Origin of the sequence: Caloramator australicus RC3 (genome assembly GCF_000297115.1) — a bacterium.
Classification (GTDB): Bacteria; Bacillota; Clostridia; order Clostridiales; family Caloramatoraceae; genus Caloramator; species Caloramator australicus.
The window spans coordinates 1-12,609 of record NZ_CAKP01000106.1; the positions used below are offsets into that span (position 1 = coordinate 1).

Consider the following 12,609-nt stretch of genomic DNA (forward strand, 5'->3'; position numbering starts at 1 on the left):
TACGGCAACTTTTTTAATATCAAATTTTTATTCTCCTTTGCTACGTTAACTAGACTATCTGTAAAGCCATTTTATCTTTTTTTCATTCCATCAAAAAATCTTTTGAGGTTCTCTGGCATTACGTATTCCTCTTCTTTAAGAGTTTCACTTCCGCCATATACAGCCTTTAGAATGGATTCAATTATCATTTCTTTAGGTGGGGAATCGTATTCCTTCCCCTGATAAACCCATACGCGGCAGTCAACATCATCACCGCAAAGGTCCCCACATGCCTTGCATGGACTCTCCTTTATATCCATTTGAATATCTCTGCCATTGATTCTTATTGTTGGCGAGCTTACAAATTTGTATTTTTTAGCCAAATCTTCGTTCGTAATGTTTATCTTATTTACAACAACTTCTATTCCTGTAGCTTCTAATACCCTTTTAACTTCATTTAATGCTTCGTCAAGGGTATCATCGGTTTTCATGCAGCGGTCACAAGAAGTTAGATCTAGATAAAGAAAGTCGATAACTAATTTTCTTTTATTAACTTTTGTATTAACCTCACCGCAGCATGTTGAGCCACAAGAGCAGCAACTTTTATTTTTGTTTTCCATATAAAAACCTCCCTTTAAATCATATTGGCATATATAAAGACGTAAAAAATAAAAAAGGACTCAAATTTAGCCCTGTTCTTAGCAAAATTTGCAGTCCTTTGTTTTATGCTGAAAATCGATTACATTCCCTAATCTGTCCAGCTCTAAATTGCAGCAGTCATAAAGCATATTTTTTAAAAGTTTCCTAGCCCTTAGAGTTCTTGACTTTACCCCTGATATTGATATTCCAAGTCTTTGGCTTATTTCCTTGTATGTTAGATTTTCGTATTCTGAAAGAATGATAACCTGTTTATATTTTTCCGGAAGGCTATTTATCATGTTCTTTATGCAAATTGCAATATCCTCATTAGAGGATTCTTCACCGTCATATACTGCTATATCTTCCAATTCTAAGTTTAAAGTCATTTTGTTTTTCCTTCTATAATAATCTATTATGGAATTTCTTGCTATTTGATATATCCAAGGGTATACCTTTTCCTCCTGCTCTAAGTTGTCTAAATTCTTATATATCTTTATAAGAACCTCTTGAAGCAAATCTTCCGCATCATCCTTATCAAATATATGCTTATATATATATTTTCTTAGTCTATTAATAAAATCTTCCCACATGTTATTCAAAATATCACCCCACAGATATTATACTCAAATTTTGTGATTATGAACATCAAATATAATTACAACATAGTAGAAAAAATCAATAAAATACGCTACAATTTTACTAACTCTAAAGTAACTAACTCTAGAGTTAGTAAATCACGAGTTAATAAATTATGAATAAAAAGATAGAGGTTGCATCGTAGCAACCTCTATCTTACGTTTATTATCTTATGAAGCTGAATACCAACCCTTAAAGAAGAATCCTTCATTGCAAAGTAGAAGGCCTCCTTTGAACGGAGGTTAAAATTACTACTCTCCGGCTGCAGCCAAATTCTATCCTTATACTTTTCCTTTATCCCCTTTGGAATGTGAATTTCAGGCTCAAAATTGCCATCAACTACATATTTTAACTCATCAAATAGGCATCTTTCATTTATAGCCCAATTAGTCTCTGGCTTTGGTGAACACACTATCCAATCAAGTAAATGCCTTATATCATCCGTTGGATTTGTCCCGTTTGTCTCCAGCATTGTCTTTTTCCCTCTTTTTTTAAGCTCCAACAAAAGGGGCTTTAAATCATAAATAGTAGGCTCCCCACCTGTAATAATGACCTTTTCATAGTCTACCCTATTGGCTATCTCCTCTGCAGTTAAAAATTCCTTTTCAGAATGGTCGGTATCACACCAGGCGCAGTTCAAGTTGCAGCCTGACAGCCTTACAAAAGTTGCAGGACACCCTAAATACGAACCCTCCCCTTGAACAGAATGAAAAATCTCATTAACCCTATACATCATCCTCCACCTCCGCAAAGGAAGTTGGAGTTTCATAGAGTCTAACTTTAACTATCTTGACAGGGCTATCTTTTAGATGTTCATTTAAAGTTTTTATTATAAAAATTGCCATATTCTCTGCCGTTGGCCTTTCATTAAATTTTACTATCCTCATTCCATAGACTTCTACTACCCTTGCAATTTCCCTTTCCGCCTCAGAGCCACCTTCCCAAAATATAAACGAGTGATCAAATTTATCCACAATAAGCTCCTTTACGATGCTTTTTAAATCCCCAAAATCCACAACCATCCCTTGGGATGAGCCTTCCTTTATAAGCTCTGCTGAGGCCGTAACTTCAAGTTTATATGTGTGACCATGAAGGTTAGAACATATCCCCTCATGATTAGAGAGCATGTGGGCACAATCAAAGGTAAATTCCTTTGTTACAGTTATTTTCAACTTTATTACCTCCTAATAAGTGGATCTTCAATTCCATTAAGTTCAAAAGCCCTTTCCCTGTCTATGCATGTAGCACACCTCCTGCAGGGCTCCTCCTTTCCCTTATAACAGCTCCATGTATGAGCAAAATCAACACCTAAATCAAGTCCAATCTTTACAATATCCTTCTTAGTTAAATTCCAAAAGGGTGCCTCAAGGGAAACCTCACCGCCGGTTCCTTCATATATAGCCCTTGCCATGTTTTCTATAAAACTTCCTGAACAATCGGGGTATGCACTCCCTGCTGCATCGTCAGAATGGGCACCGTAAAAAATTTTAGATGCTCCAAATTGAATTGCAATGGCTGCGGCATAGGATAAAAATAGTCCATTTCTAAAGGGAACATAGGTTGAAACCGTTCCTTGTCCGCCCATATCCTTTAGCTGCTCTGCATAAGATTTTTCGGGGATTTCATTATCGCTGCCTTCAAGAAGGGGACAATCCTTTGAAAACTTGAATACGCTTGATAAATCTGCTGTAATATAATTCACTCCATATTTTTCAGCCTGATACTTTGCAAATTCAGCTTCTTTTTTATGTTTTTGCCCATAAAATATGTTAAGGGCAGTTACGTTTTCACATCCATATTCCTTTACAACCTTTGAAAGTAAAACTGTGCTATCAAGCCCTCCGCTTGCCAACACCAATGCCTTTGTCATAATAAATCCTCCTTATCCTTTTAAACTTCCAAAGTAACAGCAGCCTATAGCTCCGTTAAAGTCTGGATCCTCTAATACTTTTATATCATCATAATCCTGCTTTAGGTATTCTATAAGGGCTCTATTTTTAGCAACCCCACCGGAAAGAAGTAAAAGCCTTCCTTTAAACTTTGAAAGAAGGGGCCTTAGCCTATTGTATAAAGAAAAGTTTACCCCTGCACAAAGACTTTCAAAGGAATGTCCCTCTGCAATTTTTCCAATAAGCTCAGATTCAGAAAAAACTGCACATGTAGAATTTAATTCAACGGGGTCTTTGAAAAATCTGGATAAATCATCAAGGTCGGTTTCAAGTATTTTTGCCATATTTTCAAGATATCTTCCGCAGGAAGCCGCACACTTATCATTAAGCTCAAGGTCAGTTAAAACTCCCTTTTCAACCTTTATAACCTTAACGTCCTGTCCTCCAACGTCTAGAAGAATAAAGTCCTTAAGGTTTGTTTGATATATAGCACCATAGGCATGGGCCTTAAGTTCGTTTATTATCCTAAAGCTTTCTATATCGACATTGTTTCTTCCGTATCCCGTTGAAACACCTATATCAAAATCAAAAACTCCAAGTCTTTCAAAGTCTACTTTAAGGCTTCCGTCGAACCTACAGTATTCCTTATAAAACTTTACGGTGCTTATTTTAAACTTTTCCTTTATGATACCCTCCTCCATAAGTGCAACCTTTACAAATCTTGATCCCAAATCAATTCCTAATATCCTCAATTTAATCCTCCTTTAAATCCTTCAGCATATCCAAAAACGCTTCAATTCTAATCTTTGTCCTTGCATCAAGGGCGTTTAGCTTATCCCCTTCTATGTTTAAAACAGGAACATCAAGCTCCTTTTTAATGACGATATCATCAATTGCCCTATAACAAAAGGCTTGGGTATAGTGGATTACCCCATCTATTTTCCTTTCCTTTATCTGCCTTTTTATCTCCTTTAATCGGAAGCTTAAACTATAAGGGTAGGTATAGTTATAATACTGCTCATAAATATCCTTAACCTCATCAAACCTTGGAAAGGCAAATTCCCTTTGAACCTCATTGTAGATGATTTGGGCATCTAAGTTTTCAACAAAGTCGTATAAATCCCCCGTCATAGGCGGAACCCCTATATAGGCAAGCCTTAGTTTTTTAGGATTTGGATTTCTCTTTTTTATATCCTCCACCTTGCCTTCAAGTATTTTAATAAATTTTTCCACATCCCCATTAAAGTCAGATAAGGATACTTGATAAAGGTGGTTTTCAAAGCCAGTTGCTTTAAACTCTAAAGTTAGCTTGTCTATCTCCCTTGCAAGATATCTTCCCTTATTTAGTTTTTGTCTTACATTCTCAGCTTCCTCAAGGGTTACGTTAAACTGCCTCAAAAATTCATCTATGCTTCTTTTAACCTCCTCCTTTGTATGAAGGGTAGGGTATGAAAAGGGATAAATTTTAATTCCTCTTGATTTAAAAACTTCAACCAATGACTTAGTATTTGAACAATCCCCTTCAACAACGCCTACAACTTCTTTAATACCGTTCTCAATACATGCTCCATATATTCCTTTAATCCAGGCACAAAGGCTTTTAGGGAAGCCATCCCTTTCAGCAAGTTCAATATATTTTGAATAGTCCTTGGAAGATATAAATGCATTGTTAAGATCAATAACCTTATAACCTGCTGCATATAAAACTTCAATTGGAACTGTAGTTGTTATTCCTATTCTCATTTTGCACCTCCAATAAAAAAAGGGGCAGACCTGCCCCTATGAATAAAAAAGGGCCAAAATGGCCCTTTAGTGCTTATGCCAGCACCAGGCCCATAGTTTTGTTTAGAGACAGGATGGTTTCGAACTGTCTTATTAAATTTTAATACTTTGCAATCAAAAACATTATCCTTTGCCCAAAGGAGGAAAACTTCATCTCGTATTCCGTCATTATATTTTCTTTAAAATCGCTGTTATGAAGGTCATATGTTATATATTTTAACTCAAAACCCATCTCTTGAAAATAGGCTATGGAATCGTTAAAAAATTCCTCATGATCCGTTTTAAACCAAATCTCAGAATCCTTTCTTAAAAAGTTTTTATACTTTTCCAAAAACCTTGGATGGGTTAGCCTTCTTTTGTTGTGCCTTTTCTTTGGCCACGGGGTGCTAAAGTTTAAGTAAATCCTTGAAATCTCATCCCTGCCAAACATCTCATCGACATAGGTTATATCACCTATTATAAGGCGAACATTTGAAACTTCTTTATTTATTTCCTTAAATTTTTCCTCAACCTTCCTTTTGGCATAAACTAAAACTTCGTCCTTAATGTCTATCCCTATAAAATTTTTGTCTTGATAAAGGGCTGCATTTTCTGATATAAATCTACCCCTCCCGCAACCAAGCTCAAGGTAAATGTCATTGTCGTTCCCAAAAACGTCCTTCCATTTTCCCTTATATTCCTTAGGCTGAGTTACTACAAAGGGGCATGCTTCAAGCTCAGGCCTTGCCCATGGCTTATGTCTTAGCCTCATAGCCTTCCTCCTAATCCAGCGTCTTTTTAAACTTGTGCATTGTAATCAATACTATTATAAACGTCAATGTAAATAATGATAACATATTTTTATAAAGCAGGTCAATGCCAATTCCTTTTAATATTATTCCCCTTAGTATCTCTAAAAAGTATGTTATTGGGAACAAATTCCCAATATAATAAATTATTTTAGGCATGGACTCCCTTGGAAAAATAAATCCCGAAAGCAGTATAGAGGGCAAAAGTATCGCAAAGGCTGCCTGCATAGCTTGAAGCTGAGTTTTTGCAATAGTTGAAATCAACATCCCCATTGCAAGGGCACTAATTAAAAATACCAATCCAAAGAATATGAGAAGAATTAGACTTCCCCTTACTACAACATCAAAAATCAAATAGCCTAAAGCTAATACAAATAAAAAGTCCACAAATCCTATTAAAACATACGGAATAAGCTTTCCTAAAATAAGCTCAAGGGAAGTTACCGGAGTCATTATAAGCTGTTCTATTGTTCCCCTTTCCTTTTCACGGACCATCGCAAAGGCAGTTAAAATAACAGTTATGTTTTGAAGTATAAGGCCAATTATTCCTGGAACGTTAAACTTTGCACTTTCCAGCATAGGATTATATAAAACTCTTGCCCTTGCATCAATTAGCCCCAGTTTAAAGGGCTGACTTGACTTTATTCCACTAATAGTCAGCGAAAAGTTGTTGGCAATAATCATGGAGTAGGCTGCTGCCGTCCTTGCAATGGCAGGATCTGAACCGTCAACGAGTATTTGAACCTTTGGTGCCTCCTTCCTTCTTACATCCCTTGCAAATCCATCAGGAATGGTAAGGCCAACCTTTGCATCACCTTTATCAATATATTCTTCCACCTTATCGTAGTTATTTACAATATCGCTTACTTGAAAATAATTTGAGTTTGCAAACTTTTCAATTAAAGCCCTGCTTTCCTTTGTTTTATCCCCATCGAATACCACAAGCTTTACATTTTTAACGTCAGATGTTACTGCAAACCCAAACAAAATAAGCATCATTATAGGCATAATAAAGGCAATTGCAAGACTTGCCTTATCCCTTTTTAAATGTATAAATTCTTTTTTTGTAATTGTAAGCATCCTTTTAAAATTCATTTTTTTCATCCCCATTTCTTGATGCCTTTATTTCCTTAAAGGAGGATACAACATCCTTGTTTGAAAGTTCTTTAACGTATTTAATAAAAATATCCTCAAGATTTTCTGTGCCGTGGGTTTTGTATAAATTCTCTGGTGTATCAATAGTTATAAGTTTGCTGTTATAAATAAATCCAATAATGTCGCATATAGATGCTTCATCCATATAGTGGGTTGTAACAAGGGCCGTTATTCCCTCTTTAACTAATCTGCTAACAAGATGCCAAAACTCCCTTCTTGATACAGGATCCACCCCTGCTGTAGGCTCATCAAGAACTAGAAGCTTAGGTCTATGGATTAGAGCACATCCAAGTGCAAGCCTCTGCTTCCATCCACCGGACAGTGTCCCTGCAAGGGAATTTTCCTTTCCCTTTAAACCAGCCATTTCTATTAGCTCTTTTTTTCGTAATTCTAAATCCCTTTTATGAATTTGATAAATACTGCCGTAAAAATCAAGATTCTCCTCAACAGTTAAATCTTCATACAAACTAAACTTTTGGGACATGTATCCTATATTTTGCTTTATCTTCTCCGCTTCCTTAATAAGATCATATCCAAGAACCTTGCCGCTTCCTGATGTTGGAGTTATAACGCCACAAATCATCCTTATCGTGGTCGATTTTCCCGAACCATTAGGGCCTAAAAATCCAAATATCTTTCCCTTTGGTATATTAAAAGAAAGATTGTCTACTGCAGTAAAATTGCCAAACTTTTTTGTAAGGTTTTTAACCGATATTGCGTATTCCATAGCATCACCTTCAATCTAATAAAACATCCAAAAGCATACCTGGTTTTACGGAATCTAAATGGTCTAATATTTTAACCTTAACGGCAAAAACAAGCTTTGTTCTATCTTCTTTAGTTACGATATTCATGGGCGTAAATTCAGCCTCAGGCGAGATATATACTATTTCTCCTTTAATATTTTTATCCTTCATAAAGTCGCTTTTTAAAATAACGTTTTGTCCAAGCTTAATATCGGGAAGAACCTTTTCAGGAACAAATATTTTTACATACATGTTGTTTTTATCAAGTATTGTAACAATAGGGCTTCCAGTTTGGAGGAATTCTCCTTTGTTATAGTTTACAGTTTCAACTATTCCATCTATTGGAGATGTTAAAGTATATTTATCAATGTTTATTTTAGAAAGCTCCAGATTTTTCTCTGCCTGCTCTGCACCAATGCTTGCGCTCTTTATCATATTATCCGTTGCACCGCTTGTTAAAAGCTTTAATTTTGCCTCCTGAGCTTTAAGATTAGCATTAAAAGATTCAACCTGCGATTGTGCAAAGTTAAGCTGTTCTTTAGCGTTTACATAATTTTTCTCGGCTAAATCCAATTGATTTTTTGCATTATCAAGTTCAAACTTTGATATTGAATTTTTATCGTATAATTCTTTATAATCCTCATATATTTTTCGTTTATAATCTAAGTTTATTTTAGCGATGTTTAAATTGTTTCTTGCTTGGTTTAAAAGAGCCTGTCCCTGTTCTACCTGGGATTTTGCCTGCTCAACTAAAGCCTTTTGAATATCTATTTCTTCCCTTCTGCTTCCTTCCTTTACTCTATCAAGTTCGTTCAAGGCACCTTCTTTTGATAGGTTTGCCATTTCAAATTTAATTTCACCTTCCTTAGAATAAAGGGATGCTAATTTGTCCCCTTCTTTAATTTCCTGTCCTTCTTGAACAAATATTTCCTTTATCCTTCCTGCAATTTCAAAAGATGCATTTACAGTTTCAACCTCAACAATTCCATAATATGTGTTTTCATTTGATGTTTTGCTTAAAACTTTTTTATAACCCAAATAGGATAAAGTAACCAAAAGTAAAATTATTGGAATGATCCTTTTTTTCATATCATACCCCTCCATTTTTAATTCCATTTATCAAAACGTTAACTATATTTTCTATTTCCTTTTCTTCCTCATCTAAAGAGAAAAACTCAGGAAAAGCTGAAGATAAAACCACATATCCTAAAAGCATGCTCATTATTGTTCTTGTTATAAATCTCGTATCATAATCTTTAAAGTCTCCCTTTTCTTTATGGTAATTTACATACCCATCTAAAAGCTCTAAAACCTGTGGGGCCAATTTTTCTTTAATAGGAACTAAAAGTTCTTCATGATAAAGGGACTCTATAACCACCGTTTTAACAAGGGGCATATTCTTTTTAACAAGATGCAATATATCAAGCAAGAGATTTTTTAAAACTTCATCAACTGGTTCATCTTTTCCTTTATTTAATATTTTCTCTGCTGATTTCATAGCAAAGGGTTTTATGAATTTTAACGTAAGGGGTAAAAGAAGACTAAGCAGAATATCCTTTTTTGTTTTGAAATATTTAAATATTGTCCCTTCCGCCACATTGGCTTCCTTTGCTATTTCGCTTGTCCTGCTTCCTTCAAATCCCTTCTCAGAAAAAACCTTAATTGCAGCCTCAAGTATTTTTAATTTTTTTTCAGGAATTTCATCATCAAATTCCCTAATGTTATTATCAGTCAAATTATCACCTCCAAAAGTGAGTATTCACTCACTTAATATCTTAATACTCTTATATCATAAAATCAATATTGGAAAAAGGTATAATATAATATATAATCATTATGGATTATATTACAAGGGGGATTAAAATTGATAAATCAGTTTATAAACAAAGCAAAGGAAGATATAGTTCTTTTGATATCCTTTATACTTGCCATAATAACCTCATTTATTAGCCTTCCTAAAATAGAATACATAGATTTTAAGGTTTTGATTTCTCTTTTTAACTTAATGATAGTTGTGGAGGCCTTTGAAAGGCTAAAACTTTTAGAAATGATATCTATAAAAATTTTAGATAGGTTTAACAACGAAAGAATTGTATCTTTAATGCTGATACTAATAACATTTTTCTTTTCTATGTTGGTAACGAACGATGTTGCCCTTATAACCTTTGTGCCATTGACGCTGATCATCGCAAGAAAATCCAGCATAAATCCGCTTGAAATAATAATATTCCAAACCCTTGCCGCCAATATAGGAAGCAGCTTAACACCAATGGGAAATCCGCAAAATCTTTTTCTGTATTCAAAGTATAATATAAATCTTTATGAATTTATAAAAATTATGCTTCCCTTTGTCCTTTTAGGGCTTGTGTCTTTAATTTTAATTAACTTTATAATCCCAAATAAAAAAATTGATTTTCACATTGAAGAAGTTGAAATAAAGGATAGAAAAAGAACCTTAATATTTATACTACTTTTTATTTTAGTCCTTCTTTCAATTTTCAACTACTTAGACTACAAAATAGCCTTTGTTATAACTATATTTATTACCTTAATATTAGATAAAACACTTTTTAAAGAGGTAGATTATGCCCTTCTTTTAACTTTTGTTTTCTTCTTTATATTCATAGGCAATCTTTCACATTTTGGAATTATAAAAAATATAATTGAAAGGGTTTTAAACAGGCCAAAATCTACCTATGTATCATCCATAGTCCTTAGCCAGTTTATAAGCAATGTTCCCTGTGCCATTTTCTTATCTGGATTTACAAACAATTATAAGGAACTACTTCTTGGAGTTGATATAGGAGGTATGGGGACGTTAATCGCCTCCCTTGCCAGCGTAATTTCATATAAATTTTATGCTGAAAATTATAAAGCACAAAAGAAAATATACCTTATAAGATTCTCATTATACAATTTTTCAGCACTGATAATGTTTGGAATTATATTTTGGTTAATAATTTAAAGGGAGCTAAGCTCCCTTTATAAGCTTAACATTATTTGATCAAACTTTTTTAAAAGATCAATAAACTCTTTAACGTAACTTTCTTTTATATTAACATATATCCCTCTCGATTCTTCCTCATCATATATATGTGATGTTTTATTTCTATCTGTCAACATACTAATCCATTTATCTCCATTATAAATAAGTCCTATTTTAAAGGCCTCTCTTATAACACTCCTTAGGCTATTAGCCTCTATTCCTTCATGTTCTAAAAACTCCTTCATCAATTTCCAGCTCAATTCGAATGTAAACTCAAATCTTTGTATAATTCCATCGATTATAATATCATTTACTTCTTCAAAATTTAAAGCCTCAATAAGTATATTAAGAGCATACTTGAAATTTTCATATCTCCATTCATTCACATTTTCACCTCAAGTAGTTTCTTATAATTGCAATTATAGCAAGATGAAGAGGATAGAATAGGTAGAATAAATATTTAAGCCCTCTTCCCTTTTCACCATTATATCGCTTTAAAAATACTAATGAGCCCATCCACAAGAATTGATAAAATCCTGCATGGGTAAGCATTTCTTTAAAGCCCAATGAAGCTAAATTAACATCTATCATAATTTGAAAAGCTATTGTTAATATAAAAAACCATTTAACAACACCTTTAAAGTTATCCCTATATTTATGGAAAATAAAAATAAGCACAACCCCAAAAAAGCCATAGTCGGTATTTGCATATTGAGCAAGGGCAGCTATTAAATATACTAACCTTAAATCATTCCTTTTATCATAAATATAAATTGCATACAGTCCTAATGCAAGGGTAAAGAAAATATTAAGGTATGTTTTACTCTCTGTTGCCATTGAAAAGGGAAGTTGCGATATTAAAGCAAAAGCAAACAACCTGCCAAAGTATGATGTCAAATCGCTGGTTTTCCTATATCCTTCGGCAATAAAAAAGGCAAATATGGGAAAAGCAAGTCTTCCTATAAGTCTAAAAACTAAAATCTTAGGAAACAAAAAAGCACCAATATGGTCAATGAGCATAAAAATTATGGCTAAAATCTTTAAAAAGGTAGCATTCATAAAGGATCCCCCTTAAATTAATTTTTAATTCTCAATTTATCCCCAAAGGCAAAAACCGTTCCTAAAATTATAAACATTATCCCCAATACTACATTAAATGATATTTTTTCACCAAGCATAAGAACAGAAAGAATTGGGGCAAGAGCTGGTTTTATGAAAAATACAAAAGAAGATATAGCTGCAGTGGTTTTTTCGATAGCGTAAAGGTAGAATATATATCCTAATCCTGTTATAAATATCCCCATGTAAAGTAAAACCGGAATATTTTTAGAACTGATGCTTTGAAGAATTGGAACTTTAAATAAAAGAAGCAAAATAAATAAAACTATATCCCCCAGTAAAAAACTAAAAAAGTTGAATATATATCCTCCATATTTTGATATTCTCTTCTTACTTAGCACGCTGTATAAAGAAAAGGTTACTGCTGCTAAAAGTGCAATAAGCATTCCTTTAATATCATAGCTAAGTTTAAGGGGATTAAATATAAATAAAACCCCAATAAAGCTTATTATTATAGCACCTATTGTCCTTTTGTTTATCCTTTCTCCCAATATGAAATATGAAAAAATAACCATAAAAATAGGGTTAGTGCTCATAACAACAGCTGCAGTTGATGCCTTAGTAAAATAAACCGAAAGCTGTAAAAGAGCCATTGACACTGGTATACAAAGTACCCCTTCAAGTAAAAGAAATAAAAAGTCATCCCTTTTTAAATTTATTTCCCTCTTTTTTAAGTCCTTTATTACAAAAGGAAAAAGCACTAAAGCACCTATGAAAAACCTTATAAATGTTACTTGAAAGGCATTAAGCTCTCCTGAGATTAATTTTCCCGCAACCTCAAGGGTGCTAAAAACAAAAGCTGAAAACAAAACACTTAAAATAGCTTTTTTCACAATTCATCCCCCACCCGTCATAAAAACTCTAATAAAATTATAACTTAACAATTAAAT

16 protein-coding genes are annotated in these 12,609 nt (G+C 33.6%); 1 reads left to right on the forward strand and 15 read right to left on the reverse strand.

Annotated features, from left to right (window positions below):
• Positions 1-71: 71 nt before the first annotated feature.
• From CAAU_RS10230 to CAAU_RS10285, 12 genes are all read right to left on the reverse strand, one after another.
• Positions 72-599 (reverse strand): DUF2703 domain-containing protein, encoded by a 528-nt coding sequence (locus CAAU_RS10230; RefSeq protein ID WP_008909364.1) that lies wholly within the window; start codon positions 597-599, stop codon positions 72-74.
• 78 nt (positions 600-677) lie between these two features.
• Positions 678-1,208 carry an RNA polymerase sigma factor SigZ gene (gene sigZ / locus CAAU_RS10235; protein WP_008909365.1) on the reverse strand — a complete coding sequence of 177 codons (531 nt, stop codon included), beginning with the start codon at positions 1,206-1,208 and terminating at the stop codon, positions 678-680.
• 197 nt (positions 1,209-1,405) lie between these two features.
• The gene (locus tag CAAU_RS10240) at positions 1,406-1,990 is read right to left on the reverse strand and encodes a 7-carboxy-7-deazaguanine synthase QueE (RefSeq protein WP_040306514.1); all 585 of its coding nucleotides are present in this window, start codon (positions 1,988-1,990) and stop codon (positions 1,406-1,408) included.
• Positions 1,980-2,426, reverse strand: a complete 447-nt coding sequence (queD, locus tag CAAU_RS10245; RefSeq protein WP_008909367.1) for a 6-carboxytetrahydropterin synthase QueD — start codon at positions 2,424-2,426, stop codon at positions 1,980-1,982. The genes CAAU_RS10240 and queD overlap by 11 nt, the downstream gene beginning before the upstream one ends.
• A gap of 5 nt (positions 2,427-2,431) precedes the next feature.
• The gene (queC, locus tag CAAU_RS10250; protein WP_008909368.1) at positions 2,432-3,124 is read right to left on the reverse strand and encodes a 7-cyano-7-deazaguanine synthase QueC; all 693 of its coding nucleotides are present in this window, start codon (positions 3,122-3,124) and stop codon (positions 2,432-2,434) included.
• A gap of 12 nt (positions 3,125-3,136) precedes the next feature.
• Positions 3,137-3,895, reverse strand: a complete 759-nt coding sequence (locus tag CAAU_RS10255) for an acyl-CoA dehydratase activase (RefSeq protein WP_008909369.1) — start codon at positions 3,893-3,895, stop codon at positions 3,137-3,139.
• 1 nt (position 3,896) lies between these two features.
• The gene (locus tag CAAU_RS10260; protein ID WP_008909370.1) at positions 3,897-4,886 is read right to left on the reverse strand and encodes a 2-hydroxyacyl-CoA dehydratase family protein; all 990 of its coding nucleotides are present in this window, start codon (positions 4,884-4,886) and stop codon (positions 3,897-3,899) included.
• Between the two features lie 139 nt (positions 4,887-5,025).
• Positions 5,026-5,676 (reverse strand): tRNA (guanosine(46)-N7)-methyltransferase TrmB, encoded by a 651-nt coding sequence (gene trmB / locus CAAU_RS10265; protein ID WP_008909371.1) that lies wholly within the window; start codon positions 5,674-5,676, stop codon positions 5,026-5,028.
• Between the two features lie 10 nt (positions 5,677-5,686).
• Positions 5,687-6,808 carry an ABC transporter permease gene (locus CAAU_RS10270; protein WP_008909372.1) on the reverse strand — a complete coding sequence of 374 codons (1,122 nt, stop codon included), beginning with the start codon at positions 6,806-6,808 and terminating at the stop codon, positions 5,687-5,689.
• Positions 6,798-7,595 (reverse strand): ABC transporter ATP-binding protein, encoded by a 798-nt coding sequence (locus CAAU_RS10275; RefSeq protein ID WP_008909373.1) that lies wholly within the window; start codon positions 7,593-7,595, stop codon positions 6,798-6,800. The genes CAAU_RS10270 and CAAU_RS10275 overlap by 11 nt, the downstream gene beginning before the upstream one ends.
• Positions 7,596-7,605: 10 nt before the next feature.
• Positions 7,606-8,703, reverse strand: a complete 1,098-nt coding sequence (locus CAAU_RS10280) for an HlyD family secretion protein (protein ID WP_008909374.1) — start codon at positions 8,701-8,703, stop codon at positions 7,606-7,608.
• A gap of 1 nt (position 8,704) precedes the next feature.
• Positions 8,705-9,349: a TetR/AcrR family transcriptional regulator gene (locus CAAU_RS10285; RefSeq protein WP_008909375.1), complete on the reverse strand. Its 645-nt coding sequence runs from the start codon at positions 9,347-9,349 to the stop codon at positions 8,705-8,707.
• 129 nt (positions 9,350-9,478) lie between these two features.
• Here CAAU_RS10285 and CAAU_RS10290 point away from each other — a divergent pair, with 129 nt between their 5' ends.
• Positions 9,479-10,579, forward strand: coding sequence for an SLC13 family permease (locus CAAU_RS10290; protein ID WP_008909377.1), 1,101 nt, complete (start codon positions 9,479-9,481; stop codon positions 10,577-10,579).
• A gap of 17 nt (positions 10,580-10,596) precedes the next feature.
• Here CAAU_RS10290 and CAAU_RS10295 read toward each other — a convergent pair whose 3' ends face one another.
• From CAAU_RS10295 to CAAU_RS10305, 3 genes are read right to left on the reverse strand one after another with little or no spacing between them, the layout of a single operon-like run.
• Positions 10,597-10,986: a nucleotidyltransferase substrate binding protein gene (locus CAAU_RS10295; protein ID WP_008909378.1), complete on the reverse strand. Its 390-nt coding sequence runs from the start codon at positions 10,984-10,986 to the stop codon at positions 10,597-10,599.
• 4 nt (positions 10,987-10,990) lie between these two features.
• Positions 10,991-11,659 (reverse strand): TraX family protein, encoded by a 669-nt coding sequence (locus CAAU_RS10300; protein WP_008909379.1) that lies wholly within the window; start codon positions 11,657-11,659, stop codon positions 10,991-10,993.
• Positions 11,660-11,676: 17 nt separating this feature from the next.
• The gene (locus CAAU_RS10305; protein ID WP_008909380.1) at positions 11,677-12,552 is read right to left on the reverse strand and encodes a DMT family transporter; all 876 of its coding nucleotides are present in this window, start codon (positions 12,550-12,552) and stop codon (positions 11,677-11,679) included.
• Positions 12,553-12,609: the final 57 nt, after the last annotated feature.